The sequence below is a fragment of the Lactobacillus sp. ESL0228 genome (assembly GCF_003692825.1).
In the GTDB taxonomy this organism is placed as follows: Bacteria; Bacillota; Bacilli; order Lactobacillales; family Lactobacillaceae; genus Lactobacillus.
In genome coordinates this window covers 83,521-110,243 of record NZ_REHJ01000007.1, presented here as the reverse complement: position 1 = coordinate 110,243, position 26,723 = coordinate 83,521, and the positions used below count along the sequence as shown (strand labels likewise).

Below are 26,723 nucleotides of genomic sequence, written 5' to 3'. Positions count from 1 at the left end.
TTGCCCTCCTTATTTTAAATAATCTGGCTTCTGAGGCGTGACATGACAGCCTCTCTTACTGTAGCCGATACGTCCTTGCTTAGTTGGATAATAATTGCCATTTATGTCCGCCCATAAGCCTATATAAGAATTATGGTTGAACAAAACCTTTTGTTTATCCGTATTCTGACGTTTTTTGCCATATTTCCCAATCAATGCTTGAGTTTCAGCGGGTGAGATAATTAATTCGCTTACTGGCCGTTTACGACCTTTAGCATAGTTATCAAATTCGGGCATTCCCTTTACATGTTTATTATACTGCTCTGCATTGAGTTCGTTCCAGTTATAATTGCCTTTTTTTGAAATACATCTAGCGGCAGAATTTGGTATATTTTGAGCTTTTCTTTGATAATCAATAGCATTTTTCCAAGTTTCGAAATCCATGTTATCAACATAATAGCCCTTGCCAGTCTCCGGGTCCCTTGCCCAACGGTCTTTCACATCGGGCAGACCTTCGATATATGGCATTGTGGTACATCTGCAATAAGGATGTATTAAGGGATAGTTAAGTCCCTCTACTTTGTCTTTCAATTCAAAGACTTTTTCATCTAAATGTGCACATTCTTCACACGTGTGAGACTCAAGTGTTGCTAGATATTGATACTGTTCAACCCCTTCTTCTTTGTAGGCATCAGCTGTTGCAGTTTCAGCAACGTGTCCCATCTCGGTAATAATCAGTCGGTGTAATTGGTAATCTTCAACGTCTTTCAAGCGTTGGCGCATCATCTTGAATATCTGCTCATGGGAATGTCCCAACACGGAACCACGCAATAATGCATCACCCAGTTCATTCGGTAAAACTTCAGTGTAGTTTTTCCAAATACGCTTTGAAAAGTCGCTGCCACGCCATGGCTTGTGCACAATTGCTTTTACCTGGTACTCGTTAACATTTGCAAAGTTACTGGATAATTTAGCTTGCTCTAATTGCGTTAAATAGATGCTGTGCATGTACGTTTGTTGATATTGATTAGATAAACTATTCTCCAATTTATTTGTTTCAGATGTAGCGTATTGAGCTAATAGACTAGTTAATTGTTCGTCTATGTTCTCTAGCCTTGATAACTAACTGCGAAAATACTCAGCATCTAGTTCTTTATCAAATCCGCCAGCTTTAGCCTTGGATTTGAATTCTTTCAACGTCATATGCCAGTCGCGTGTACCAATGGTTGACAGTATCTTGCGAGCATCTTTTATAGTGATTTCTTGATTAGCTGCATATCGTTTAAGCCAATAATCAACTTCTTGCTCCAATACCTGCTCGACTTCTTTTAGCCTAGCCCGCATTGCTGCTTCATATTCAGCAGTATTTTGCAGTTGCTGTTCTTTTTCAAAAAGAAAACGACGTTTCCAATAATCACGATTCCTTTTCTTCGTCATTATCATCACCGCCGTTTAGATTATCAGGGTTACCATACTCATCATTACGATTCTTAAGGTCTTCCTGTTCGTCCTTGAGCTCTTGTTGCCAATCTTCAACAATTGGATTTGCCTTAGCAATTGCTTCTTTACTTGTCCAATTTGCCAACTGAGCAACCACTTGAGCTTTTTCAACGTCATTCTGAATGGCTGTTCTAGTCCAAGTTTGTTCGATTGGTCTGCTATCAGCATCGGACACATTGAGCCAGTTCATAATTGCTCTAACCAATTCTGTTAAGGCATCCCTGAAATAAGCTTCTGTTTTAGCTGCTTTTAACTCTAAATGGGAATACAACATCTTAATTGCCGTACCCGTTGCATTGTTAGTTTTAAAATCAGTTGGGTCAATTCCCTGTGCATGGACAAAGATGTTTGTTTTGGTGGTCTCAAGCATTGAATTACGGGCTTCAGTAGGAATATCAATTGCCATCTGGTCTACTCCAGAGGAATCACCACTGCCCAAATTTGCGATTTTAATTGCCTTATATTTAAGCAGGTCTTTTCTAAATTCATCAATGTCCTGACCACCATAATTTTTCAGGATTAAAAATACCTGCTGAATATCATCTAAATCGTTAACATAGCCATTATAGATTTTGTCATAGACATCTATCAGACCTTTATAGTGGTATAAATCAGGCTGCTTTTCTTTGTTTTTAGGAAAGGCAATAAACGGAATACGACCTAGATTATGATGGTTGACACTCGATGTACCAGTTTCTACGCCTGTCGTTGCATCATAGATTGCAAATCTATCGTCCAACGGTTGAAGGTCAGTAAATTGTTCATCTTTCGATTTAAAAGCTGTAACTGTATCCTTGTCCCAATACTCATGCACCCAATGATACTTGGCTGTATCCTCATTAAGCTCTTTGTATGAGCGTCTAAGCGCAATAAGTTTTCTGTTTAAATCACTTGAGTAAATCGGTGTCACTTGGTCAGGTGGCACAATTGCATATCTGAATTGACCGTCTATATCAATCCAATAGTGCAACCATGCTACACCCGAATTTGCTGCATCCACAACTAATTCATTAAGTCTTAAACCAAAGTTATCTCCTAATGTGTTTTTGATTTGCTGATTTAGTTTATCATCGTCAACATCTATTGTTGGTGGCTTGGTCGCAAGATAGCCTGCTTCCTGGTCAACTAATAACTGATGGAAGTTAGAACTAACTCTGTTATCTGCAGACCTTAGTAGGCTTTTTGCCTTTTTTCCCTCATCATCTTCTTTTGTTTTAGATTCACCATGATTTTTAATAGTAATATCATTCTCATTACGATAGTAATTCTTGGATTTTCTGTACTTCTCATTAAATTTGTTACGAGTTCCCTGCGTACTTTCAAGTAACTTCTTCATTTTTGCTACTTCCATGATTCGAAACCTCCTCTCTGAATTAATCTCTCTAATGCGTATCTGGTTGCATCCATTGTGTGATCATTACCGTCTGGATAACCTGATTTATAGTTACCGTTCAGGTCTAATTCAAACTCGTAGCCTGTGAACTCTCTCCACGCATCAGGACACCTGACTGGATCAATGACAATTTCTCGTAAATCTTCAAGCCACTTATAGCCATGGTCACGAGAACCTGGCCCTTTACGAGCACCATAGATGTTCAAGCCTAAATCACGATATTACGCAATTGTTCCAGGTGAAGCTGAATCAGCTGTCACTGGTTCGTTAAGTGGATTGCGTTGCTTAATCATTTCAACAGCATCACGGTTCTTTAAGCCGACAAGTTCAAACTCATCAAAAATAAAAATGCGACGTCTAGCCGCATCCCAATAGATTTTTACATACGCAGTCGGATCATGAGCGAAACCGAAGTCCAATCCGTGATAAACCTTGTCAAAAGTAGCAATCTCATCATCAGTAATAGCTCGTGTTGTGATATTGTTGAACACTTCCGCACCAGTACCGGTTACTTCGCCTAGATATTCGTGACGATAGGCTTTCTCGTTATCCTTTTTAAGTTGCTCCGCGTCTGCCAGGAACTCAATACCAAGCCATGACTTTGGAACTGAACGATAATCTGATAAGTTAACCAACGTGTCATCACGCATCTGCTCACTATCTACTGCCTGATTTACCCAGTTAGATTGCCTAGCTGGTGGATTGTAAGAGTAAAACGTTATGATACCTGAGCCACCACGGCCAAGAGATTGATTAATTGAACGTATCTCTTCCATACCCTTAAATTCTGTTACCTCTTCAAAGTGCTTAAACTTGGTGTAACCCTGTCTAAAGGTTTGTGACTTAATCTTGCGTGGATCGTCTGCGCCCTTGAATCTAATTTGTTGTCCCGTTGGCTTAAATGTTAACTGCATCGGGCTAACGGACGACTGCCAGTATTCATCAGCGTGTAATAAGTCTATTGCCCACAGATACTGCTCAAATACTGAGTCACGCAACGTGTTTGCAACTTTACGCAAAACAATCGCATTAGCATTCTTATCTTGCATAACTCCTAAGACAATCATAATTGAAATAAAAGAGGACTTGGTGCTTCCACGTCCTCCTTTGAGCCAATAGTTAGCATGTTGTTTGTTATGGATATCCCAAAACAGTTTATAAAATGCAGGCGATATATTCTGTTTAAGACTTACTTGCATCTTTGTCCTCCTTTGGAATATCAAAATTGATGTTTACTGAAGTATCGCTGTCATCTGATGTTAACTGCTCAGCCTGATATTCAGCAATTGTTGCATCAGCTTTAATTTTACGTAATTGTGCTTTAGCCAATGGATCAACTGGATATCTTTTAAGCAGTTTTTTTGCAGCTGTTATCCTATCTTTAGCCGACACTTCAACATTTCTATAAAGTCCTTTAGCAGTTACTACAGTCTCTGTTTGCTCACCTCGCATAACTGACGTGAGATACTCCAAAGTCTCTTGAGCAGTTGCTAATTTAGCCGATTCAAGCTGTTTTAACCGCTTTTCAATATAAGCTTTCACGTTAGCATTTGTTAGCAGCCGACTAGCATTAGCTCTAGCAGTTTCATTACTTCTAACTTTATAACCAGCATTAACATATGCTGCTGTAGCATTACCGCTTTTTATATAATTATCAGCAAACTTGCGTTGCTTGCCTCTTAATTCACTCACATCATTTCACCACCTCCTAAGTTTGGGTAAATAAAAAAGCGAACTCTACATTCGCCTATTTTTAATCAGCACAAAAAGCCTTTAATCCAAGGGATGTATTTCGTGATAACTATCAGCAATAACTCGGATAATTATAGAGAAAAAGAAACCACCGACCTTGCAAATTGCCCAGAGATTAAATACTGCAACCGTGAACGGCCACACGCTATTCGATAAAGCATTCCAAATATTGTTAAACATTGTTTCTAACTTCCTTTCGAATACAAATATAAATCTTAGACAAAAAGCAATCAGCACCCAATTAAATTAGAACAAACAAAAAGACACATCTATGTCTGTTTTATCGACATTTATGTGTCTTTGTTTAATCTTCAATCATACCTGGATATTCATAATTAGTTTTTAGCAACAATTTCCTTATGCTTCCATAATTATGTTGTGCGGCTACTTTTTTATGCTCAAAAAATCCAACTTACTTATTCACCAACGTAATGCCGTCCTCAGTTTTATCACTGTTTGCACTGTTGAATAAAAAATAACTACAATAGAAAGAAGATAGTCACTTTTTAAACTCGGATTTTTAAAATATAACACTGTAACACAAATAGATGCAAAACTACAAATAAAATTTGTAATTATCATATTTTTATCAAATTCTAAAGGAATAAGAAATACAATCCCAATCGCAAAAATAATTACCACATATGCTACAAGAAGACGGTAGGCAGAATTAAATTCATTAACAGTATTTTTTATTTTTTTATACTTCTTAGGTTGACTTTTTTCAAACTGATTCAAGCTATATTGGCGCTCATTTGTAGCTACTTTTTCAAGATTACCATTTTTTATAGTAAGAACAATTTCTTTTTTTTGTATATTGTACCTTAATAAAGTTATCCTAGGACTATAAAAATGTATACTTAATTGTCCTCCATCAAAGGGTATTCCTTTGTCTAAAATTAAGATTGGTATCATCATAAATATAGCAAAAAATATAATCAAAGAAAACATATGGACAATCCATTCTTTTGACCCGTTCATAAAGTAATACCTCCGAGTAGAAATAATTTTTTTGTAAAGCTTATTTTATATGCAAATATAAGAACTTTCAAATAAAAGGATTAGTCCACTAAATAATATACTTTGACTTCCGTATTGAATTACACGTTATAGCAACGATAGGAATCGAACCTATCGTTACTTTAGCATACACACAATCAAGAATATCTTTTATTCTCGATGGTATAAATATAACACTTGCTAAGTCCGACCTTTCCCCGATTTTGACCCGAAATCGACCCGATTTTTAAATACCTTGAGTTCTGGAATTTTCACATTATAAATTAGTTTCCAAGTATCGATTGTGTCTGCGAATTGACACAAAGCATATCTCTTTAGGTCGCCATACCTTGAGTCACTATACTGAACTTTTGCAGCCACTTGCCAGTCACTAAGCTCATCTATGTATAATGATTTTAGAATTGTTCTAAATGGTTGCTTTGAACTATCAGCACATTGATCAATGGCATGATACACTGCTTGGCATTTATCCTGTGCTTCAAATATTGTTGCCATTTTTGCTTCGGCAGAATTACCACTATGACTCATAATTCCAGTAGGATCAAGCTGTGGACTGCTTAGATCAGTACGATGATAGCCTGCTCTGCTTAGATAGTGTTCGAAATTATATTTAAAAAAGTCGCGCACCTTTTGAGCAGTTAATTTTTGATCAATATCAATTGGTAAATCAACGTTTTCTTCCACAGCTCTTTCCTTTCTTACTTAGTAAAAATTTCAGTATTATTTCCCCTAATCATGAATTTGTCACCTTCACTCAAATCACACCAGTGATATCTTTTTGTAGCAAATTGCTGATTAGTTTTACGATTAACTTCGATTGCGTTTCTTGCTTTAATTCCCCAATACAATAGATTTTGTAAACTAGAAATATAGATGCCTTTGTAAATGCCAATATAAGGATCTTTAGTTTTTAATCCAAAGTTATGCAAAATATTGCTAATAGTTTGATTTGAGCGCTTGGTCATATAATTAATTTCATTAATAGAGTAACCTTTTCTATTTAATTCAATAATTTCATCATCATAGTAATGAGGAACATAATGTCGTCTGTAAATTTTGCGGTGATTTGTATGTTTTATATTTTTAATGCCGATTTTTTTGTGTAATTCAATCAACAAAGGATCACTGTCAGGAACATTTATCATTGTTCCATACTTATTTTCCAACTGATGAATTAAATCATAAGGGATATCCATATCCTACTAATCCTCCTTCCACAATCATTCGAGCATCTGTACTGCGAGCAATTCCATGTATCACATTGTGTGATAATAGAAATTCATGAAATCTAATCTGATCGTCTCTAGGTTTACCAGTTTCAGACTTTACTTCTATATAAAATACTTGATTGTCAACCCATCTAAAACCATATAGATCTGGATGTCCTTTAGGTAGTCCAGTATCAAACCACCTTCCATTCTGCATCTGCACTTTACCTACATTAGCCCTAAACACAGTACAATGATGCATTGATAATTCACGCATAATCTGTTTTTGAATTTCATGCTCAGACATAATTCGTTAGCTCTGTATTTTGATAAATGTTACCTACAATTTCAGGATTCTTATAATAAGCATCCTTACTAAACACATATATGCTTAATGGTATTCTTGCGGGTAAAATCATAAATCCTCCCCATGTAGCTAAATATTTAACTTCAACATATTTTTCTTCATCATAATTAGCTGCTGAAGTTAATTTTAGAATATCGCCTTCATAAATTTCTTTACTATTGACATCTCTAAGACCAGTAGATTGCATAATAACTGGATTGTCTGTATATGTTTGTCCTGGACGTAAATCTAAAACTTCAACATCGCTCATAGTTTTAGCTTGTTTATCCCATTTTCTAAACTTTAAATTATTATCCATATTTACCACCGTTTTAATCTGCAATCCTAACAGATAAAATGTTGTTTACATTTAGTAGAACTCTACCTAGTTGAGTATCTGTTAATTCGATAAAAGATTGAGTTAGCATCTGTAAATCATCTCTTACTTTGTAGTAATCTTCCTTAACATCATATTGAGTTCTACTGTCATTCATTTTTATAGTTGTCATTATTTGACTCCTTTCATTTGGTAATTTTAGAAAATATTGGTTTGACATATTGAAGTTTTGTTTCTTTTTGATTGCTATAATTAAATCATCTTAATCAAGGAGGTGAACATAATGAAAGTTTATATATATCATACAAATAAGGAACTAACTCGCGTTTCGAACCTTAAAAAGCTTTGCTATTGGAAAGATAGAAGCCTTACCGAGGTGTCTGTAGATAATATTGATCAATTTCTTCTAGACCAAGTTAGCGACCACAGGTCTATTACATTTGTTGGTGACTCAATTGTTACTATTCCAAAGGAAAATATAGAAAGCTTAGTTTTTACTAAATAGCTCATATTCTATATATTGCTTTGTATAATTCTGTGACTGCAGAAATATACTCAGGACTATTATTTGCAATTGCTAATAGTTCTTTTAAGTAATTTCTAGCCATTTTATCTAAAGAGTAATCATCTATTGATTGCTCTTTTTTATTATCAATGTTTTTAACTTCCATTTCTTTTCTCCTTGCCATCAATATCTATATTTAATGTTCAAAAATTTCATCATAAGATGTCCAATAATCTTTACCTAAATCAATTTTCATTTCCAAAGTTGTTTTAATAAAATTAATGTCTGCTTCTAGAACTTTGAAATTTATTTTCTTATTAATCCAATTTCCATAGGCTTTTATATGAGCTGAATTTTTTGAAGCTTCTACAATTTCTTCAACATATTTTGGCTTGCCAATGTAATAGCAAACTGTTTTATCGATTTTAAATCTAATATGTTGATATTTATCGTGCTTTGACCCCATCACATTAGGATTTTTACCTAAAATTCCTTCTAAAACTTCCATTTTTATTTACCTTTCAGGTTACAGTCGGTTACAGTAACTGTAACCTGTCTTATCCTTACTCTCACAATGGGTTTACTCATTAAAAACTCTCGGTTACAGTAAAATCGAGAAAAAACTTTAAATGGCTCTATAGGGAACCTATAAAATATAAATAAAAAGTTTTATTAATATTTACTGTTTTACTGTAACCATCACTCCTAGCCTTTACTCTCCCAACGTTTTTCACGGTTACAGTAACCGTAACCTTACCGTAACCTACTGTAACTTTTTAAAACCTCTAACTGCCTTGCCTTCTACTTTTACTACAGCACTATTATTAAAACCTAAATGCTCCATATAATACCTAATATCACGTGTCTGCTTACTGTTTTTGGACAGTGCATTGTAGTCTTGGAATAGCGCAAAAGATAAATCGCGATTAGAAATGAAATCTTGATCTTTAAATTTATTTTCCAAAACGTCCATCAAGTTATCTTCTAATCCTGATGTATAACGGAATTCTTCTCTATTTTGCTTTAATAATTCTTCTTGCTTAGGTGTAAATTTAAATGGATCTTTCGCATTTTTGAATAACCACACTACTTCGCCCCACAGCTGCTGCACCACATCCTCGGTTAAGTCGGTCACAGGATTTTTTGTTTGATTTTCCGGATGCGCATAAATCGACAAGAATCTTCTGTCACCTGAACGGTCTTTTAAATGTCGCACTTCATTTGTCGTTCGAGCAATTACAAATTTTTTCTTAAAATGAATAGGCTTGTGTCCATAAGGCTTACGATATTCAAAATCTTGCATTGTAATGAATTTTTTTGTTTCTTCAAAACTAGCATCATTACTAGCCATCATTTCATCATCGTTTACAATCAGAGCATTGCGCATAACATCAAAATCATCTTTCTTGGTGAAAGTATTGAATTGGTCAGTATAAAGTCCCAGTGGAGCAATATTTTTTAAACATGATGTCTTACCAACGCCTTGACCACCGACTAAATCCAAAACATAGTCGAATTTAGTTTCGGGATTATACACTTTTGCAACTGCACCCATGAACCACGTTCGTGTAATTAAAGTTGTAGTAGCATTCTTCGGTGCACCAAGATATTCAGGAAAGAAATTATCCAATCTTCTCTTTTTGTCCCAATGTTTATATGCATTATCCATATAATCAATCACTGGATTGTAGGAATTCATATACGCAACATTATCAACTGCTTGCTCAATAATTACATTTTTAAAATTAGCGTGGTCATAGCTCGCCTGAGACTCAATATATAATTCAATTGAGTTAGTAACCCGGTCGGTATATTGACCTTTACTAATTAAGACAGTGCCGATATTCTTAATTTCCAAGTTGATTTCTTTTACAACATCAATTTCTTGCGTAAATTCATTTAGCCGAAACAGATTCTTGAGATTGGGGTCATGTAATAAAATCATTACTACGTTTTTAACGCTGGTCGTCTTAACCGAGCCATTATTTTGACGGTCAAGCGTAATATTTGATTTACGCAGTTTCTCAGCGTTCTTCTCGTCAATATTAATAACGTCACTCATTCAATCCCCCTTCTCTGCATCTCTTTTTCAATCATTGAATTAACGGTTCGCTCCACTTCATTCAGTGGCAAACTATCCGCTGTATTGGTATTTGCAATAATTGCTAATTTAGCTACTGCATCTGGATCAACGCTACGATATAACAGACCACCGACAAAACTAGCTAACGATTTATTGCGTTGCCCATCGTCACCTAAACCATTGGCAATTTTCTCAAACAATTCAGTAGTTTGTGTCTTAGCAGATGTTTTATAACTGAGGATTGTCCGTTTTTCAGGTTTAGCCTTTTCTTTAATTAGATCAAGCAGCCCTTGCGGGGCTGGACGAATAATTTCGTGATTAAGCCATTTATAGTGCTTACCGTTTATCTGGCTAGGTGCTACTACTACATAATTGTTATCGTGGGCTTTTAAATCAACACCAGGCAAGAAACCAATATTTTGAGTGATTTTTTCATTGCTAGGTTTTTGGAAGAAAAAGTGATAACCGTTATGTGCAGTTTTTTCGGTTAAGGTACCCTTAAACCATTCAGGATGATTGAGTTCTTTAATTGAGTCCATCCCATCAACATTGCCGTGACGGTCTACGTCAATTACGAAAAATTTATCAGTTTTAAGTGCAATGTTAGCTAACGGATATCGTTGCCACACCTGTTTAATTTCATCAACAGAAAGCGGTGGTTTACCGGCAAATTTAATTAAAGGTCGCTTGTTTTGTCCAATTGGGATTACAGAAAATCCATGTGATGCGTAGTTAACTGCATAATTGACTAGATTTTCTAAAGCCATGGCTTTTCGGTTTCTTTTAACTTAGTTATTTTCATTTCCTTTTCTCCTAATAATTAAAATGGTAAGTCACTGTCGTTAACTTCTACTGTATCTCCTGAAGCTGCAAATGGATCTTCAGCTTTTGCAATCTTAGGTTGTTCATGCTTCTTGAATTCGTAATTTCTGAATGGGAATTGCGGATTCTTTTTATTTGGCGTAGTTTCAATTGTCATTTCTAAAACTCGACCTTCAGCTGGTTTGAAAGCATCAACCAATGCTTCATAAGCTTCAGATTCGTTTTCAAAGTTAAAACATGAATCAGGGATTGGATTGTTTAACATTTCGCCAATGACTTGAATCATTGAAATGTTCTTTGCAAGTACAAATGATGGCATTGGCTCTCCATTAGACTTAGTTTGTGCTAATGATGGAAAAATTGATTCTTGCTTACCTTCCTGCTCACCCTGCACTACTGTGAAAGCAAGCATTAAGAAATCCCGGTCACCTTTAGCATTGTGGTTAACATTGTCAAACGACATTAGATATGTACCATCAGGGATTCGCTCGTAGGGATTGTATTCCTTGCCTTCTTTTGGGTCGAATCCATTTTTCTTCAAATCGTTCATTGCATCTAATAAGCTCATTATTTAGTCTCCTCACTATTTAATAAATTATCGTTTTCGTAAAATTGCCATTCGTCACTTTTATATTTATCTAATTTTTTAAGTTTATTCACCCAGTCCTTAGCTATGTCATAATCCTCAAATGAGTAACCATTACTTTTTCGTTTTAGGAATACGGCTTCTAAAGTATCTGAAATAATGTGTCTTCTGATCTCACTTAACCAACCTTTTTTTGATGCGTTATATACCTTTACAGACATTTATTTAGTCTCCTCCTTAAAAATTCCGTTGCATGTTTCTAGCAATTGTAAAATTCGTTTATCAGTAATATTCTTCTTTTCGTATTGTGTTCTTAAGCTCTCTGAAATACGAAGCATTAACACCGTCACCGACTTTTTTAGTTCTAATTTCAACGTCACAATTTCCGTTTACAATATTGAAGTATTTAGTCTTAAGCGAAGGGTGGTAAGTAGTCGCACCTGTATTTTCATCTGTGATTGAGATCTCTCGGCTGATATAAATGATGTTCATTGGCAATGCTTTTAAGTCCATCACTAACTGTTGCAGTGCGGTGTTGAATAATGCGTATCCTTTTCCGTAAGGGATATCCCCTAATGACTTAACGCCATTGTCCCAACAGATTGCCTGCTCTAGCATGACGATAATGTCATCAATTACATCTACCACTACGGTTTTAAAAGAATCTTCACCTTGAGCCTGATTTTGCAAAGCTAAGATAATATCATCCATTTGTTTGGTTACTAGTTGCGTAGGATTGTCGTTCTTATCTCTTAAATTTCTGATTTGGAATCCAGGTGCAGTTCCCTGTTCGCTATTGCCATCAGTATTGAGCACTATTGGATTTGGAAAAAAGCTAGCAAAGTAGCTCTTACCACTCATGGGAGCGCCCCAGATGAAAAAGTTATGCGGCTGCGCCTTTGGTTCTAATTTTGTAGGTTTTGGTAAATCTATCATTTGATTAATCCTTTCATTTTTTCTGATTCAAAAATCAACATTTCGATAAAGGTATCTATTAAATTTTTTCTTTTTAAGACTTTGTTATAGTCACCTTCTGCAACTGCAATTGAAATTTCAATTGCTTGCCTATCTAAGAAACTCATTTCTTAATCATTCCTCTCATTTTAAGTTGGTAATAAACCCACCCTTGCTTGTAGCCATGCAATTTTGCATAAGCATTAAGTTCGGCAGGCGAGGTTAACTCATTAACTTTCATGTTTGCGACTTTTTTCATTAAGTCGTTCTGTACTATTTCTGCTATTAATTTCTTGCGATTTTTCGCTTCAACTAAATCAACATCTTTAACCTGTTTTGCTTCATGAACTTTAATTGGCTTACCACATAATGGACACTTGCCTTCTTTAACTTCACTAGCTTTGACAACTGCAAAGCAGTAATCACAGGTAATAATTGCCATGCCTGGTTCAGTATTTATTTTCGCAACTGACTTCGTACCGCTGACTACCGCATGTTTCCAATCACGGTCATCGTCTGGATAGCCAAATTTCTGAACGTTATTAGCATGGTCAATAATTATTGCAGTTTTGCCTGGTCTAGGATTTAGGCAGCGCATTGAAAACTGTAAATACAATGCTAGTGACATGGTAGGTCTCGCCATGATTACACAGTCAACATTGGGTAAATCGACCCCTTCAGTAAATAAATTGACGTCAACCAGTATTTTTAGTTTTTGATTTTTAAAATCACTAACAATTTTGTCCCTTTCGACTGCCGGTGTTTTACCGTCAACTTCTTTTGCTTCAATTCCTGCATCACTAAATTCTTGAGCTACCCTTTTTGCTGATTCGATGGAATAGGTGTAAACAACTACTTGCATCCCATCAGCAATGCGTTGATATTGCTTAACGACATGTCCAAAGATCTTATTACTCATAGCTTCATCCATTGATTTATTGGTGTAATCGCCAGTCGAACTGCGTTTCAGCAATTTACTATTAAAATCATTTGGTGGTTGAAAGTATCTAAACGGAGCTAAAAAGCCTTCATTGGTTAACTCTTTAATTGATTTTCCGACAATAATATCGTCTGCTATTTGGTCTAATTGTTTCTGACCAGTTCGCCTTGGAGTAGCTGTAAAAATCAATACATAGGCATTTTTAAACTTCTCTAGTATTTTCTGATAGCTTTTTGCTAGAGCGTGGTGACCTTCGTCAATCAATATCAGCTGTGGTTCAGGCAATTTATCAACTCTTCGGCAAAGTGTCTGTACCAAACCCATTGTTGCTAAGTTAGGATTAACACCTTGAGCTTTAAAAGTAGCCTTAGCTTGATCCAGTACCTCTTTACGATGTATCACGAACATAACTTGATTGTTTTTATCAGTTGTTCTTCTAGCAATTTCTGCCATTACTATTGTCTTACCAGTTCTAGGCGGTGACTGGACAATAATGTGATGATGACCATTCTGCATAGATTTAGTTATGCGCTGAATTAAATCGCTTTGATATGATCTTAATTCGTACATATTTATAGTTTTTCGTAGGCTTGCAATAAGTTATTAGTGATTCCTTCAGCATCAGGAATGGTTTCATCCACAACACATTTAAAATTATTCAAAAATCCAGAAGTTATTTGGTCATCAGCCATGTGTATTGATTTGCGATAAACCATTTGAAATTTATCTTTTGAATCATAACCGAGCAAACTCAAAATTTGGCTTAAAATGTCAATGACTATAAATGGTTTGAATTCATCGTCAATCTCTTCATCTCCATAAGTTAAGGTGATTTTTGGAAAACAGAAAAATATTGTTAATTCAATTAGTTTTTCTAACAGCTCCGTATCAATCTCACCTTTGATGTATGAAACAGATACTTCAAAGTAGTCTGCTAATTTCTGCCAAACTTTATCATTAGGATTTCTTTTTTCGCTCTCATATTGGCTAATAGCTTGATGAGTAAGTCCTATTGCTTTAGCTAGATCACCTTGGCTTACTTTCTTTATTTGACGCAACTCTTTAATTCGATTCTTCATGATTAATCTCCTGACTTTGTGCTTCGTCATAAACCATCTTTTTAGCTTCATCAAACATTGATCTAATAACTGATTGAAATTGTTCAGAAGCTGTACCTTGATATGAGCGTGGTAAATCAGGACGACTCTTATTTAGGTAATTGATCGCACCTTTGTAAGTTTTCTGTTTTAAGGCTTCATTCTTAAGATTCGTTGTCCATAAATCGATGCCTTTCAAAACTTCACTTTGCCACTCGATAAAGTCATTCATTTTTCACACCTCTTTCGTTACCGTCAAAGTAATTTGCAGCCAAGTCATACCATTCTTCAGCATCAGGATCATTCCACCAGTCTGCAAAATCATTTAACATATCTTCAAATGTTTGATGTCCAAGTGGCTGTCCTAGGTAATATCCCAAACGCTCTGTATATTTTTTTAAGTTATTCATGTTCCATGCTTGAATAACAACAAAGTCCCTTGCGCTGCTATAGTCATTACCATTTTCACCATAGGTGGCTAGTCCACCATCTGCTTCTGTACCTATACACTTCATTTGTGCTATAATCTCCTTAGATTTCATTTATAATTTAGTCCGATTGCCGTCGGGCTTTTTTATGTTCCTGGCAATCTCTCTGGCAGGCTTAAAACGATAATCGTTAATACCAGTCCAGCAATTGCTACTATTAATGAGAGCATCAGCGAGCTTTTGCTGGTTAGTTCGATATCTGTGTATTCGTCTAAAATGTACTGCCATTTAGTTAATATCCTTTCAATCATAGTTCTTTAGCCTCCCAGTCAATTTGATGACGATGCTCTTCCATCCACTTGGCTGCATCATGTTCATGGATTCTGAACGCCGTACCTTTTCCAGGATAGATATTTTCAACCCAATCAGGCTTAAATTCGTAAAATATATATTGCTTAATCCAATTGGGTGTTTTCTTAACATATTTTTGATTGAATTCTTTAATTCCAATCACTTTACCAATTGTTTCTTCTTTAAGCCTGGTTTTAACTTTTTCTAAAACCCGCTCAGTAATTACATCAGAGATTTTCTCCAACTCTTCATTTTCAAGTTTTACATCCATTATTTACCTTTCTTAAAAAAGTTCCTTTTGCCCTTTAATTAATACTCAAATATCCATTCCAAAAATTTTGTAAATCTTTTTCCTTATTTCTACATCTTTAGGTGTAGTACCACCGTGGATTGCAGAACTAACTGTTGGACGATTTAAGTTCAATAATTCAGCTAAACTTGTTGTTGTGTACCCCCTTTTATCCATTTCAAATTTAATTTCAGCAAAAATCTTCCGTTTAGCATTAGCTAAAACTTCTTCGGTTGGCATTAGCTCACTTCCTTTCTGTAAATAAATGTGTCAATAATTTTGTCAATAATTACTTAATTTTGTTGACAGATATTAGGAAATATCCTAATATAAGAGCATAGTAAATAAAGCAATTGAACGGTACCCCCATACGTATTCAATACTCTTTTTTGTTTACTTAAAAGTGTAAGTAATTTTGTTGACAATTTAATATTACGAATATTTCCTAATAATGCCAAGTATTAATTTAGGAAATATCCTAATATTTTTTATTTAGGACGGGAGAGCCCTTGAAATGAATACTTTTGAGAGAGTTAAGCAACTATGTGCTCAACGGCATTTAACACTTGCTCAAGTTAATGACAGAGCAGGAATGGGAAAAAACTCTATATATAGTTGGAAAACTAGTAAACCAGGTATGGAAAATCTTCAAAAAGTTGCTAAAGTACTGCATACTTCAGCGGATTATCTATTGGGCAATACTAACGATTCATCTCCTGTACACCAAGACAATGAACACCCCTATGTAGACATTACTGACGATGAAACCATTTATTCATATCGTGGTAAACCAGTTCCTAAGGAGTATCTTGATGTTATACGTAATTTAATGGATAGTGATATAAGAAAGGGTAAAGATAGATAATGGATGAATTAATCACCTACCTCCTCCACTTTGCTTTTGATAAGGGAGTTAGTTGTGCATTAATCTGGAAAAATAAGGATTACCAATCTGTTGCGTTGCCTAAAGAGAAATTAATTGTTATTAACCAAAATTGTAGAAATAAGCAAGAATTACCCTTCATAATTGGACACGAAATAGGTCATATTATGAACGGAGATGCTAACGCAGCATTCTACTGTGGAAAGCCTATTAACTCTGAAGAGCGCTTAGCGGATTTATATTCTTTAAATCTCATATTTGATTATGCTTCAAATCAGTTTGATGTTTTTGAAGAACCAATTCAGTTTATTTATGAGTACGGCATCCCTATTAGGATGCTTGATGATGCAACTAAGTTATATAAGAAGAAAAGCAATCTCTGCTTTTAAATTGTCCACCACACCAGTGACATTAAACCTAAGGCATATTTTTGAAGGGAAATACAATTATGAAGTTTAAAAAAGTGTTATCAGTTGTTGGAGTTGGTCTATTTGCTGCATTGGCTGCTCTTCCAACTCTTCAAGTAGTAAGTCAAGCAGCAATGAAACTAAAACTACTCAACCAAAAAAGAAAAAGACTGAGCAAAAAAATAAGTTCAGAAAAAACTATGACAAAATCAAAGTTGGAGATATTGCTCAACAAGGGGCCGGTGGTACATCAATTGATGAAGTTACTACCCTATTGGGTCAACCTACCTCAACTAGCACAGCAAAAGTAAGTGGCTTTAAGGTTAAATCATATAATTGGACTAAATCAGATACAAGTATCTTAGTTCAATTTTTCCATAAAAAAGCTATTACAAAAACTATTTCAGGATTTAAATGGGATAGAACAAGCAAAAAGTTAGACCTTAAAGCATTCAATAAAGTTAAAGATGATAGTTCTTATGAAAGCTTAGTAAAGTCTTTCGGTGAACCAGATGGCTTAAACGAAAATGTTATCATGGGACAAACTAATGTCACTGCTGTTTACATGACTGGCATTAAAGGCAAGGAAGGCGCAAATGCTACTTTTGTTTTTGATAACAATAAGTTAACATCAAAAGCACAGACAGATTTAAAATAATACAAAAAATAAAAGACGATTATTACAACCATATAAAAGCCGTTACTGGAAAACCATTTACTGAAGATACTTTACATTAAAAAAATCGATTAATAGCATGTCTTTAAAACTAAGTGTTTATAAATGATTAAATATTATATATTAATATAATAAGTTAATTATGAGCGGTTATGATCTAAAAAAATCACAAAGTGTGAATTACAAAGAAGATAAATTATTACCGTATATTAGGTAATAGGAGATTTTAGTGAATTACAAAGAAGATAAAAAAATATTTTATTAGAGGCTAAAAAATAGTAAAATATAAACCTTATAAAGAACTAGAACTATTTATATCTGAAAATGAAGAATCAGAATTAATTGAATACAAAACAAATTTAAATGATGGGCACTTAATCGGAAAGTATATATCCGCTTTAGCAAACGCATCTCTTATTGCACATGAGCACTTTTCATATCTTATATGGGGAATAGAAGATAAAACTAAAAAGCCGGTCGGTACATCTTTTGATCCTGAAAAAGAAAGAGTAAAGAGTATTAAGGGAAAGAAAACAAAAGGAATGCCTTTAATAACTTTTCTAGAAAAAATGATTGACCCAAGATTGCAGCTTAGATGGGAGTACTTTAAAACAGAATCAGATTTAGTCATTATATCTTTGATTATTGATACTAGATTTGTAAGTAGACCTGTTAAGTTTTTAGATGACCGTTATGTTCGCAGTGGTTCTTCTCTCTGCTCACTAGCTGCTTTTCCAGAAAAAGAACGAGAATTATGGAGATCTTTTGATTCAAATAAATTTGAGCTTCAATTTGCCAAGCAGGATTTACGAATAGAAGAAATTGGTCAATTAATTGACATAAACTTTTATAAAGAAAAGTGCTTATCAATTGATGCGAGTTCTGACGAAACTATTAGATCGTTAATCACTGACAAAATAATTGTTCCCTCTGGTGAAAACTTCAATATAACTAATTTAGGTGCATATACTTTGGCATTTGATTTAAATAAGTTCCCTACTGTTTTATCTAGAACAATTCAAATAACTCGCTATGATGGCAATAGAGCAATAGATAATGCAATCTTTGATCAAAGTGGTACGAGAGGTATCGCAATATCTTTTGAAAACATTATTAAAAATATATTGCGTCTTATTCCTTATAATGAGGATTATAAGGATGGTATAAGGCAAGATATTCCTGTATTCCCAGAAATATCTATACGAGAATTAGTTGCAAACGCTTTAGTCCATCAAGATTTCACACTTCATGGTTCAAGACCCCTTATTGAAATATTCAATAAAAGAATTGAAATATCAAATCCTGGTATACCAATTATTCCTATACCGCGATTTTTAGATTTTAAGCCTCAATCGAGAAATGAAGAACTAGCAAACTTGCTCGGTAAATTTCATATTGTTGAATCTAGAGGAACAGGAATAGATAAAGTTATCGATTCACTTGAGGAAGCTGGATTGCCTGCACCAGATATTTCTGAGCAGGATAAACTATCAACAGTTATTAAACTTAAAACTAAAACTCCGTATAATGAATTAACTAGCACAGAGAAAATAAATGTTATATATTGGCATGCGTGTTTAAATGAAGTTGAGGGTAAAAAAATCACCAATTCTTCAATACGAGAGCGATTCTGCTTAAATAAAAATAAAGGCAATGAAATTTCTAAATTAATAAACCAAGCCATTGCAGAAGAACTTATAAGAATATACGATCCAAAAGCTGGGCCAAAATCAAGACAATATATACCCTTCTGGGCAAATGGACTAGGATAACAAAAAAATCGATTAAGAACTCCGCTACCAAACATTGTTCTTAATCGATTCTCATAATCTGCGCTATTAGTGCGCTCAAATTTTATTTTAGCATAATGGAGGTGCTTTTAAAATGGCGATATATAAGCGTGGTAAAACTTGGACAGTACAGATTTCTTGGTATGTTACTGACCTCGATTTTCCTAATGAAAAAAAGAAAAAGTATAAAACTAAAGGTGGATTTCATACAAAAGCTGAAGCTAAAAAATGGGAAATAGAACAACTTACTGCAAAAAATTCTAATAAACCAACTAATGATAATCCGATATTTGTCGATTACTTTTGGAATTGGGCCACAACCTTTCGACTTCCAGGAGCATCAGATGCGACTAAAAGACGATATACCAGTCAAACGAATATTTTAAGAAAGTACTTTGGGCCAACTAAAATAAATAATATCAATCGCAATGATTATCAAAAATTTATTAATCGCTATGGCGAAGATCATTCCAAAATAACAGTTAAAAAGCTACATGGTGTAATTAAAGCATGTATTTCCGATGCATATGATGAAGGTATTGTGCCACAAAATTTTACTAATAGAATCAACTTAGTTTGGGATGATAAGAAAACACGTCATATCGAATACTTATCGATTGCAGAAATACAAAAATTAATTGAAGTTACCAAAAGTTCGCTATATCATATTTACACAACGCCTTACATGATTTTAACTGCAATTTATACTGGTATGCGCTTGGGAGAAATTATGGCTTTACAATGGGATGATATTGACGAAAATAAACAAACGATTAATATCAATAAATCATATGACTATATCTCGCAGAAAGATAAAGCTCCTAAAAACTCAAGTTCAAAAAGAACAATCTATATTTCCGAATCACTGATTAAAATTCTCAATGAGCTAAAACAAAATGGTCACAAGTTTATCTTTGCTGAAAGTAACAATAAACTGCCAAGTAACAATGCAGTTAATCATGCTCTCAAAAATCGTATGAAAAAAGCAGGAATTAATAAAGAAGGATTCCATTTTCATAGTCTCAGGCATTGCCATGTGGCATATTTGGTAGCACACCATGTCGATTGGTATGAAATTAGCAAACGACTAGGACACTCAAATATAGGCATTACGATGGATACATACTCTTACATGATTGATGAAATGAAAGCCACTCAGCAAAAAATATTAGCTCAAGCATTAGATTCAATGGATAAGCCAAAAAATTGCATTTAGCATAGCTTGGCTAACATTTAGCTAACATTATTAATATAAAGCGCTGATATATTAAGCTTTACAAGTTTTAATTCATGACCCCGGTGAGATTCGAACTCACCTCTACGGTTTAGGAGACCATTGTTCTATCCAGATGAACTACAGGGTCGCATACAAAACTACTTTACCAAATTTTTATGCAAAAGCCAACCCTTTTTCATTAATACTGACGTGTAAAATAAGGGGTAGGATTAGAAGCGTCAGCAATTTTATCTGCTGCAAAAACAAATGGTGTCCAGATTGCTAGAGCAATTAACATATTAATAATCGATAAAACAATTGCACGCCAGTCATAGTTACATGCTAAGAATGGTCCAATAATTGGTGGGACAATTGCAGGAACAGCAACCTGTACTGGATTAACAAGTCCCAATATACTAATCCAATACGCAAATGCAACATTAACAAGTGGCGCAACTATAAACGGTACAAAATATACAGGATTAAGTACAACTGGTAGACCTAAAACAATCGGTTCATTAATATTAAAAATCCCTGGTGCTAAAGCAACTTTGGCGATTGTACGATAGTCACTCCGTTTAGAAAAAAGCAGAATTGCTACAACTAGCATTAGCGTACCACCCGTACCTCCAAACCAAGCAAATACGTCAAATGACCCACGTACCCATAAAAATGGTGCTTCTTTACCATTACGCACTGCTGTGACGTTAATATTCTGTGCGGTCAGCCAAATTGAATCAAGTATTGGTGCCCAAACGCTTAACCCATTGATTCCAAAAAAGCCAAAAACTTGCACCAAAAAAGTAACGAGCATTACCATTACAAATCCTTGACCAAATTTTACTAATGGAGTTTGAATTGAATGGAGAAGCCAATTTCCAAAATAAGTTCCTGTAATTGTCTGAAAAACGAAATTAATTACACCAACTAAAAAAATAGCAATAATTACTGGAATCAGTGAGTCAAATGCTTGCTGCTCGGCTTGCGGTAACGTAGCTGAAATATGTAAAGTTAAACGTGCTTTAAAACACCCTGCAAAAATTGCAACACCCAGGCTTCCAAATAAGATAGCCGTAAAAATACCAGTTGTTGAGAATTGCGAAATATTAAAAGCTTGATGAACTGGAATAACTTTACCATTTACGCTAAGTTTCGTTAAATTAGCAATACTCATTGCAAATGATGATAAAGAAACAATCGCCCCTGCAATCGGATCTACTTCTAAACTTTTAGCTAAATGATATCCTAACGACATGGCTAAAAATAAAGCAAATAATGCAAAGGTTCCTCGCCACACAACATTACAAATCAGCGAAAGTGGTTGCATTATCCAAACAAAGGTCGGCCAATTTAAATTGTTTTTAGCAACGGCAATCAAACTTTTTATTAAAACCGCAATCGAACCGGCAATTGTGATAGGCATAACCGAAATAAAAGCATCCCTTAATGCAACAATCCAGTGAGCCTGTCCCAACTTATTTGCTATTGGTAAAAGATAGTCTTCTAACCATGTTAAAATACGACTCATTCTTGCTCTCTTTTCTTCAAGTAATGTGGGTGATACCCTTTGTTTTTAGTGTGTTTTTTCTTGTTTTTCTTTTTTATCTTAGTTGTTTGCTTATTATCAATTTTAGTTGTCGTTTTTACCAATTGCCGTGGCTTTTTTATTGACAAGCTATTATGTACAAAATATGCACGTTCCAGGTTTACAGAATTACTTAATAATCTTTTCAAATCACGAAAATCATGATCATCGCCCAAACTAACTACGTAGCCAGATGTACCCATTCGACCCGTTCGACCCGCTCGGTGTAAATAAGTATTGGCTTCTCTTGAAATTTCAAAATTAATAACATAACTAACACCACTAATGTCAAGGCCACGTGCCGCCAAATCAGTCGCTAGTAATAATTTGAATTTTCCACTTTTAAAATCCCGCAGGGTTTCCTCACGTCTTTGCTTATTGAATTCATTTGCTAATAATCCAAAACGAGTTTTAGTATGTCCTAATATTCCTGCAAATCGCATCATCGTTTGATTTGAATCAAAAAACAAAATTCCTTTAAAATTATCTAAGCGCAGCAATCGTTGTAAAAAATCAATTTTATGAGTATTATCTACCTGTAAAAAATAATTTTTTACCGTAGTTTTTTGTTGTGATCGAACATCAATAACCAAAAATTTTCGAGCAAATATCTCTTCTGCTTGCTTGGTAATTTCTGACTCAGTTGCTCCAAAAAGTAAAATTTGCGATTCTGGCATCATATTTTGTCCAAGTGAACTAAGTAATTCCATTTTACTGAATTCCAGAATATCGTCTGCTTCATCAATTACTAAAGTTTGAATTTGAGCTAATTTAATCCTCCCACTAGAAAAGAAATCAAAAAATCGACCTGGCGTTGCTACTACCACTTCGGGATGCTTTTTCTTTAAATTGTCTTCCTGACGCTTACGGTTACCTGCTCCAACCAGACTAACGCCTTTAAGGCCGAGAACATGAATAAATGGATTAATTGCATGACGAATTTGTACCGCCAATTCGGTAGTAGGAGCAATAATTATTAAACTATTTGCTTTTCCAATTTGAACTCGTTCTAATGATGGAATTGCGTACGCTAAAGTTTTACCAGTACCAGTTTTAGCAAGTGCAATGCAGCTCGCTCCATTTAAAATGGCCGTTCGGGTTTCTTTTTGAATTAAAGTTGGTTTTTTTAATCCTAATTTATCTAAAGACTCTGTTATTTCTGCTTTCATTATTGTATTAATTGTCCATATTTCTGTTTATATTGCGCTACGGTACCGTTATAAGCAAACATCGTAACGCCATCTTCCAATCCATTAACTGACTGCACATGCCCATCATGGTTGTAACACCAAAAAGCATATTGCAATTTGCTAGGTTCATTAGGTACATCAGCCATAAATAATACATCACTTGCAAAATATTTGTGATATCTTACGCTCAATTTAACCATAACTTTTTTGCCACTCTGCTTTAGCAACTGAGTAAATTGGGCCATTTGCATTAAATAATGCGAATTACGCGACTTGACCGCCGGTACTATTAAAATTGGTAAAGTACCAGTATTTGAACCGACCTTTTTATTAAAATAACGCAAATGTTGTATCGGCGTAGATTCATTGCTATAAGCAATAATTGTTCCAAAAGCTAATTTTGTACCTAAAATCTGGTCACGGTAGGATAAATAATCATCATCAAAGTATGTTCTTCCCTGCGTACTCTTCAAATAAACAAAGGAAACCCCATGATCTTGAACTTCATGCAGATCAATATAACCAAATGTTTGGTCGAGTTCTAAGCCAATTACACTCGAATTAGCATCTGATGGCAGGGTTGTTTGACTACGTAAATTACTTATTCCAAGCCAGAGAAGACCTAGCGCAACCACTAACAGTGTTAAAATCGCAGGTAGCGTATATTTATGATGAAATCTTTTCAACCTTGCGCCTCTTGACTATTATAATTCATTATACCAATAGTCTAATTATACTGGATAAATGCTAATTTTGTTAATTAATACCAAAAAAGACTAACTGGTGAATTAAGATGAACGTGCTTTTACTTACATCTCACATCAGTTAGTCTTTTATAAGTCTGACTGTTATTCTTCTACAGGGTAAACTGGCTGTTGTCCGTTTAATACCCGCTTCATATCAATCATGCTTTGCTCAATCATATTTTTTACCGCCGTTTTCGTGTAATAAGCTGAATGCGGAGTAAATACTACATTTGGCATTTGAGCTAATTCCCGATAATCCTTAGGTAGTTCATCCAATTGATTAAACTTCTTCATCACAATTGCTTCCTCACCAGTCATCACATCAAGAGAAGCGCCGGCAATTTCTTTTTGCTTCAAAGCAGAAATCAAATCTTGAGTATTAACTAACGGTCCCCTAGCTGCATTGATAAGAACAGCGGTATCTTTCATTTGCTTAAATTGCTTGGCACTAATCATATCTACCATCCCTGGTTCAAAGGGCGTATGTAACGTTAAAATATCAGCTTCTCGGATAACGGTATCAAAATCAGTGTAATCAAGAAATGCCTCATTAGCTGGATTCTCGACAATATCATAACCAAGCACTTTAGCACCTAAAGCATGAAAAATTTCGCCAACTGCGCCACCAATGCGTCCTACACCAATAATACCAACAGTTTGATTGTAAATTTCATCACTCATTAAATCTTCTGAACGAATAAAATTAAAATCCACCTGCTCATTTTGTAAAATCTGTCCCCATTTTCTAAGCAAATACATTGCTGAAGTTAACGTGTTTTCAGCTACTGCTCGTGGTGAATAAGCAGGCGTATTTGTCACTAGTAAATGATATTGATGGACGTATTTCCAATTAATAATATTATAGCCAACTGAGCGTAAAGCTATTTGCTTAATACCATAAGAAGCTAATTTACTGTAAACTTCTTCCTCATCAATATCAAAGACTTGCAAAACGCTAATCCCATCAAATCCTTTTGCTAATTCAACAGTCTCAGCATCTAATTTGTCTTTTGTAGTCGTTAATTCATCTTCTGGATGATCGTGGTTCCACTTGTCAACGTAAACCTGTTGCTCAGGCGTCATATTATATAATAAAACTTTCATTAATAAACACTCCTTTTAGTTAAAAACGTCTTTACTTCATTTTAACTAAATTGGCGAAAAATTAAATATTTATTTTATAAACATTTAATTTTTTAAGATAAATAAATTTTGTTCATTTTTAGCCATTGTCACTTTTAAACTTTACGTATCCAAGGAAATCGTGCCTTTGCTTCATCAAGAATTATACCTTGCCCCCAAAATTGACCTATTCCATAAATATGGAACCAAGCACCAGGACCAACAATTCACATAATTTTCTTAGAACTAATAGTAAAAATTAGTATGCTCGCTGACCTTTCTTATACACTGCCTTGTCTTTTTGAACAACCGCGGTAATTTTTTCCAACGGATTTTCTTTTAAAACCAAAAAATCTGCATATTTACCTGCAGTCAAAGTACCATATTGATCAGTGATCTTCATTAGTTTAGCAGAATTTAAACTGGTCTGTAGTGCCTCAAAATTAGTAAAGCCTTGTTCAACTAACAAAGGCAATTCTTTTGGAGTCATCTTAAAATCATTAAATGGCGTTCCAGCATCCGTTCCCAATGTTATTGGTACGCCAGCATTTTTGGCACGTGTAATATTAGGACGTAAATCACCCCATGCTGCAGAAATTTTAGCCATTTCCCAATCTGGAACTTTTCCAGGCGCATATTCAATAAAAGCCCAAGCTCCAACAATTGTTGGGGTTAAGTATGTTCCTTTTTTAAGCATCAATTCTATTTCTTCATCGTTAACGTAGAATCCGTGCTCAATACTGTCGACGCCAGCCTTTATGGCATTCATAATTCCGGGGTTACCCTCAGCGTGGGCTGCAACGGTAAATCCTTTGTGATGTGCCTCTTCAACAGCGGCATGAATTTCACTTTCACTAAGCTGAGGATCATCCATAAAGTCATTTTCAGTCATTACACCACCGGTTGCCATTACTTTAATTGTTCTGGCACCTTTTTTAATTCCCTGACGAACAGCCTTGCGCATTTCATCAGGAGAATCTACTAAATGACCAAAATTAGGCATATCACCGTGACCACCAGTCATCGAATATGGACGACCCGAAGGTAAAATTTCTGGTACGTTAGCTAATTCTCCCCTCTTTATTAAGTTATTAAGGGCAATATCGATATCATATGTACTTCCACATTCACGAATGTATGTCACCCCTGACTGCAACAATTCATGCAAATGTTTGATTGCTCGCACTGTTGCCTCAACAACGTTTGCTGAACTATCACCATCTGGTGTCTGGGGATCCATAATGATATGAGTATGGCAGTTAATCAAACCTGGAATTACATATTGACCATTTAGGTCAACCGTTTTATCTGCTTGCGGCGTCAAGCCTGTTCCAATTTCAGCAATTTTTCCAGTTTGATCATCGACCACAATGTAACTATCAGTAAATATTTTATTATCTTCACCGTTAAATAAATTTAAATTACTAAAAACCGTTTGTGTCATTTTACAACCCTCCTAATACAAAAAAGCACCCATCCTTAATTCAAGGACGAGTGCTTCGCGTTACCACCTTTAAT

At 34.9% G+C, this 26,723-nt stretch carries 39 protein-coding genes and 1 tRNA gene; 7 read left to right on the top strand and 33 right to left on the bottom strand.

Translation table 11 applies throughout. The features are described 5' to 3' along the window. Positions 1-9 precede the first annotated feature (9 nt). From F5ESL0228_RS02410 to F5ESL0228_RS08285, 12 genes are all read right to left on the bottom strand, one after another. Positions 10-1,026, bottom strand: coding sequence for a minor capsid protein (locus tag F5ESL0228_RS02410; RefSeq protein ID WP_147441419.1), 1,017 nt, complete (start codon positions 1,024-1,026; stop codon positions 10-12). Positions 1,027-1,101: 75 nt separating this feature from the next. Beyond that, positions 1,102-1,416, bottom strand: coding sequence for a hypothetical protein (locus tag F5ESL0228_RS02405; protein WP_122022729.1), 315 nt, complete (start codon positions 1,414-1,416; stop codon positions 1,102-1,104). Further along, positions 1,394-2,830, bottom strand: a complete 1,437-nt coding sequence (locus tag F5ESL0228_RS02400; protein ID WP_122022728.1) for a phage portal protein — start codon at positions 2,828-2,830, stop codon at positions 1,394-1,396. The genes F5ESL0228_RS02405 and F5ESL0228_RS02400 overlap by 23 nt, the downstream gene beginning before the upstream one ends. Continuing rightward, positions 2,821-3,078 carry a terminase large subunit gene (locus F5ESL0228_RS08585; protein ID WP_369916834.1) on the bottom strand — a complete coding sequence of 86 codons (258 nt, stop codon included), beginning with the start codon at positions 3,076-3,078 and terminating at the stop codon, positions 2,821-2,823. The genes F5ESL0228_RS02400 and F5ESL0228_RS08585 overlap by 10 nt, the downstream gene beginning before the upstream one ends. A 15-nt stretch (positions 3,079-3,093) precedes the next feature. After that, positions 3,094-4,071 carry a PBSX family phage terminase large subunit gene (locus F5ESL0228_RS02395; RefSeq protein ID WP_233553506.1) on the bottom strand — a complete coding sequence of 326 codons (978 nt, stop codon included), beginning with the start codon at positions 4,069-4,071 and terminating at the stop codon, positions 3,094-3,096. Then, positions 4,055-4,564, bottom strand: a complete 510-nt coding sequence (locus F5ESL0228_RS02390; protein ID WP_122022727.1) for a terminase small subunit — start codon at positions 4,562-4,564, stop codon at positions 4,055-4,057. Before F5ESL0228_RS02390 ends, F5ESL0228_RS02395 begins: the two co-directional genes overlap by 17 nt. 480 nt (positions 4,565-5,044) lie before the next feature. Further along, positions 5,045-5,605: a hypothetical protein gene (locus tag F5ESL0228_RS02385; RefSeq protein ID WP_122022726.1), complete on the bottom strand. Its 561-nt coding sequence runs from the start codon at positions 5,603-5,605 to the stop codon at positions 5,045-5,047. A 219-nt stretch (positions 5,606-5,824) separates the two neighbouring features. Then, positions 5,825-6,328, bottom strand: a complete 504-nt coding sequence (locus F5ESL0228_RS02380; protein WP_122022725.1) for an ArpU family phage packaging/lysis transcriptional regulator — start codon at positions 6,326-6,328, stop codon at positions 5,825-5,827. Positions 6,329-6,342: 14 nt separating this feature from the next. Beyond that, entirely contained in the window at positions 6,343-6,840 is a 498-nt protein-coding gene (locus F5ESL0228_RS02375) for a hypothetical protein (protein ID WP_122022724.1), read from the bottom strand. Beyond that, a complete protein-coding gene (locus F5ESL0228_RS02370; protein ID WP_122022723.1) occupies positions 6,824-7,159 on the bottom strand; it encodes a VRR-NUC domain-containing protein in 336 nt (111 codons plus the stop codon). Before F5ESL0228_RS02370 ends, F5ESL0228_RS02375 begins: the two co-directional genes overlap by 17 nt. Beyond that, on the bottom strand, positions 7,152-7,517 hold the full coding sequence (locus F5ESL0228_RS02365; protein WP_122022722.1) for a YopX family protein: 366 nt from the start codon (positions 7,515-7,517) through the stop codon (positions 7,152-7,154). The genes F5ESL0228_RS02370 and F5ESL0228_RS02365 overlap by 8 nt, the downstream gene beginning before the upstream one ends. A 13-nt stretch (positions 7,518-7,530) precedes the next feature. After that, positions 7,531-7,707 carry a hypothetical protein gene (locus F5ESL0228_RS08285; protein WP_158592473.1) on the bottom strand — a complete coding sequence of 59 codons (177 nt, stop codon included), beginning with the start codon at positions 7,705-7,707 and terminating at the stop codon, positions 7,531-7,533. A gap of 111 nt (positions 7,708-7,818) precedes the next feature. Between F5ESL0228_RS08285 and F5ESL0228_RS08415 the strand changes: the two genes are divergently transcribed. Continuing rightward, on the top strand, positions 7,819-8,040 hold the full coding sequence (locus F5ESL0228_RS08415; RefSeq protein ID WP_122022721.1) for a hypothetical protein: 222 nt from the start codon (positions 7,819-7,821) through the stop codon (positions 8,038-8,040). A 1-nt stretch (position 8,041) separates the two neighbouring features. On the opposite strand, the gene F5ESL0228_RS08355 is transcribed toward F5ESL0228_RS08415, so the two are convergent. The 15 genes from F5ESL0228_RS08355 to F5ESL0228_RS02300 form a co-directional block, all read right to left on the bottom strand. Then, the gene (locus tag F5ESL0228_RS08355; protein ID WP_199713303.1) at positions 8,042-8,206 is read right to left on the bottom strand and encodes a hypothetical protein; all 165 of its coding nucleotides are present in this window, start codon (positions 8,204-8,206) and stop codon (positions 8,042-8,044) included. A gap of 30 nt (positions 8,207-8,236) precedes the next feature. Then, positions 8,237-8,548: a hypothetical protein gene (locus tag F5ESL0228_RS02355; RefSeq protein WP_122022720.1), complete on the bottom strand. Its 312-nt coding sequence runs from the start codon at positions 8,546-8,548 to the stop codon at positions 8,237-8,239. 255 nt (positions 8,549-8,803) lie between these two features. Continuing rightward, positions 8,804-10,102: a VapE domain-containing protein gene (locus tag F5ESL0228_RS02350; protein ID WP_122022719.1), complete on the bottom strand. Its 1,299-nt coding sequence runs from the start codon at positions 10,100-10,102 to the stop codon at positions 8,804-8,806. Continuing rightward, complete coding sequence (locus F5ESL0228_RS02345) at positions 10,099-10,890, bottom strand: bifunctional DNA primase/polymerase (RefSeq protein ID WP_122022718.1); 792 nt, start codon at positions 10,888-10,890, stop codon at positions 10,099-10,101. Before F5ESL0228_RS02345 ends, F5ESL0228_RS02350 begins: the two co-directional genes overlap by 4 nt. 53 nt (positions 10,891-10,943) lie before the next feature. Continuing rightward, entirely contained in the window at positions 10,944-11,513 is a 570-nt protein-coding gene (locus F5ESL0228_RS02340; protein WP_122022717.1) for a single-stranded DNA-binding protein, read from the bottom strand. Beyond that, positions 11,513-11,752 carry a hypothetical protein gene (locus tag F5ESL0228_RS02335; RefSeq protein WP_122022716.1) on the bottom strand — a complete coding sequence of 80 codons (240 nt, stop codon included), beginning with the start codon at positions 11,750-11,752 and terminating at the stop codon, positions 11,513-11,515. Before F5ESL0228_RS02335 ends, F5ESL0228_RS02340 begins: the two co-directional genes overlap by 1 nt. Positions 11,753-11,813: 61 nt before the next feature. Beyond that, positions 11,814-12,467: an AAA family ATPase gene (locus tag F5ESL0228_RS02330; RefSeq protein ID WP_233553504.1), complete on the bottom strand. Its 654-nt coding sequence runs from the start codon at positions 12,465-12,467 to the stop codon at positions 11,814-11,816. Next, positions 12,464-12,613: a hypothetical protein gene (locus tag F5ESL0228_RS08280; protein ID WP_158592472.1), complete on the bottom strand. Its 150-nt coding sequence runs from the start codon at positions 12,611-12,613 to the stop codon at positions 12,464-12,466. The genes F5ESL0228_RS02330 and F5ESL0228_RS08280 overlap by 4 nt, the downstream gene beginning before the upstream one ends. Beyond that, complete coding sequence (locus tag F5ESL0228_RS02325; RefSeq protein ID WP_122022715.1) at positions 12,610-13,995, bottom strand: DEAD/DEAH box helicase; 1,386 nt, start codon at positions 13,993-13,995, stop codon at positions 12,610-12,612. Before F5ESL0228_RS02325 ends, F5ESL0228_RS08280 begins: the two co-directional genes overlap by 4 nt. Positions 13,996-13,997: 2 nt before the next feature. Continuing rightward, entirely contained in the window at positions 13,998-14,504 is a 507-nt protein-coding gene (locus tag F5ESL0228_RS02320) for a helix-turn-helix domain-containing protein (RefSeq protein WP_158592471.1), read from the bottom strand. Beyond that, complete coding sequence (locus F5ESL0228_RS02315) at positions 14,488-14,754, bottom strand: hypothetical protein (protein ID WP_122022713.1); 267 nt, start codon at positions 14,752-14,754, stop codon at positions 14,488-14,490. The genes F5ESL0228_RS02320 and F5ESL0228_RS02315 overlap by 17 nt, the downstream gene beginning before the upstream one ends. Continuing rightward, positions 14,747-15,037, bottom strand: a complete 291-nt coding sequence (locus F5ESL0228_RS02310) for a hypothetical protein (protein WP_122022712.1) — start codon at positions 15,035-15,037, stop codon at positions 14,747-14,749. Before F5ESL0228_RS02310 ends, F5ESL0228_RS02315 begins: the two co-directional genes overlap by 8 nt. Before the next feature lie 27 nt (positions 15,038-15,064). Then, positions 15,065-15,238: a hypothetical protein gene (locus F5ESL0228_RS08275; RefSeq protein ID WP_158592470.1), complete on the bottom strand. Its 174-nt coding sequence runs from the start codon at positions 15,236-15,238 to the stop codon at positions 15,065-15,067. Between the two features lie 19 nt (positions 15,239-15,257). Beyond that, the gene (locus tag F5ESL0228_RS02305; RefSeq protein WP_122022711.1) at positions 15,258-15,572 is read right to left on the bottom strand and encodes a hypothetical protein; all 315 of its coding nucleotides are present in this window, start codon (positions 15,570-15,572) and stop codon (positions 15,258-15,260) included. A gap of 45 nt (positions 15,573-15,617) precedes the next feature. Then, the gene (locus tag F5ESL0228_RS02300; RefSeq protein ID WP_122022710.1) at positions 15,618-15,830 is read right to left on the bottom strand and encodes a transcriptional regulator; all 213 of its coding nucleotides are present in this window, start codon (positions 15,828-15,830) and stop codon (positions 15,618-15,620) included. 274 nt (positions 15,831-16,104) lie between these two features. Here F5ESL0228_RS02300 and F5ESL0228_RS02295 point away from each other — a divergent pair, with 274 nt between their 5' ends. The 6 genes from F5ESL0228_RS02295 (at position 16,105) to F5ESL0228_RS02275 (ending at position 20,562) form a co-directional block, all read left to right on the top strand. After that, the gene (locus F5ESL0228_RS02295; RefSeq protein WP_122022709.1) at positions 16,105-16,455 is read left to right on the top strand and encodes a helix-turn-helix domain-containing protein; all 351 of its coding nucleotides are present in this window, start codon (positions 16,105-16,107) and stop codon (positions 16,453-16,455) included. Next, positions 16,455-16,862 (top strand): M48 family metalloprotease, encoded by a 408-nt coding sequence (locus tag F5ESL0228_RS02290; RefSeq protein ID WP_122022708.1) that lies wholly within the window; start codon positions 16,455-16,457, stop codon positions 16,860-16,862. Before F5ESL0228_RS02295 ends, F5ESL0228_RS02290 begins: the two co-directional genes overlap by 1 nt. A gap of 59 nt (positions 16,863-16,921) precedes the next feature. Continuing rightward, positions 16,922-17,191, top strand: coding sequence for a hypothetical protein (locus tag F5ESL0228_RS08410; RefSeq protein WP_233553502.1), 270 nt, complete (start codon positions 16,922-16,924; stop codon positions 17,189-17,191). After that, on the top strand, positions 17,089-17,538 hold the full coding sequence (locus F5ESL0228_RS02285) for a DUF3862 domain-containing protein (protein WP_369916841.1): 450 nt from the start codon (positions 17,089-17,091) through the stop codon (positions 17,536-17,538). Before F5ESL0228_RS08410 ends, F5ESL0228_RS02285 begins: the two co-directional genes overlap by 103 nt. A 293-nt stretch (positions 17,539-17,831) precedes the next feature. Continuing rightward, positions 17,832-19,328, top strand: a complete 1,497-nt coding sequence (locus F5ESL0228_RS02280) for an ATP-binding protein (RefSeq protein ID WP_369916840.1) — start codon at positions 17,832-17,834, stop codon at positions 19,326-19,328. A gap of 112 nt (positions 19,329-19,440) precedes the next feature. After that, a complete protein-coding gene (locus tag F5ESL0228_RS02275) occupies positions 19,441-20,562 on the top strand; it encodes a site-specific integrase (RefSeq protein WP_122022705.1) in 1,122 nt (373 codons plus the stop codon). Between the two features lie 75 nt (positions 20,563-20,637). Here the strand turns inward: F5ESL0228_RS02275 and F5ESL0228_RS02270 are convergent. The 6 genes from F5ESL0228_RS02270 to F5ESL0228_RS02245 all read right to left on the bottom strand — a co-directional run bounded on the left by F5ESL0228_RS02270 (position 20,638) and on the right by F5ESL0228_RS02245 (position 26,649). Beyond that, positions 20,638-20,710: transfer RNA gene (locus F5ESL0228_RS02270), tRNA-Arg, on the bottom strand. A gap of 51 nt (positions 20,711-20,761) precedes the next feature. Beyond that, complete coding sequence (locus tag F5ESL0228_RS02265; RefSeq protein WP_122017900.1) at positions 20,762-22,090, bottom strand: PTS sugar transporter subunit IIC; 1,329 nt, start codon at positions 22,088-22,090, stop codon at positions 20,762-20,764. Next, the gene (locus F5ESL0228_RS02260; protein WP_122022704.1) at positions 22,087-23,316 is read right to left on the bottom strand and encodes a DEAD/DEAH box helicase; all 1,230 of its coding nucleotides are present in this window, start codon (positions 23,314-23,316) and stop codon (positions 22,087-22,089) included. The genes F5ESL0228_RS02265 and F5ESL0228_RS02260 overlap by 4 nt, the downstream gene beginning before the upstream one ends. Further along, positions 23,316-24,023, bottom strand: coding sequence for a GH25 family lysozyme (locus tag F5ESL0228_RS02255; protein ID WP_122022703.1), 708 nt, complete (start codon positions 24,021-24,023; stop codon positions 23,316-23,318). Before F5ESL0228_RS02255 ends, F5ESL0228_RS02260 begins: the two co-directional genes overlap by 1 nt. A 162-nt stretch (positions 24,024-24,185) precedes the next feature. Next, the gene (locus tag F5ESL0228_RS02250; protein WP_122022702.1) at positions 24,186-25,187 is read right to left on the bottom strand and encodes an NAD(P)-dependent oxidoreductase; all 1,002 of its coding nucleotides are present in this window, start codon (positions 25,185-25,187) and stop codon (positions 24,186-24,188) included. Between the two features lie 277 nt (positions 25,188-25,464). Continuing rightward, positions 25,465-26,649, bottom strand: a complete 1,185-nt coding sequence (locus tag F5ESL0228_RS02245; protein ID WP_122017896.1) for an amidohydrolase family protein — start codon at positions 26,647-26,649, stop codon at positions 25,465-25,467. Positions 26,650-26,723 lie beyond the last annotated feature (74 nt).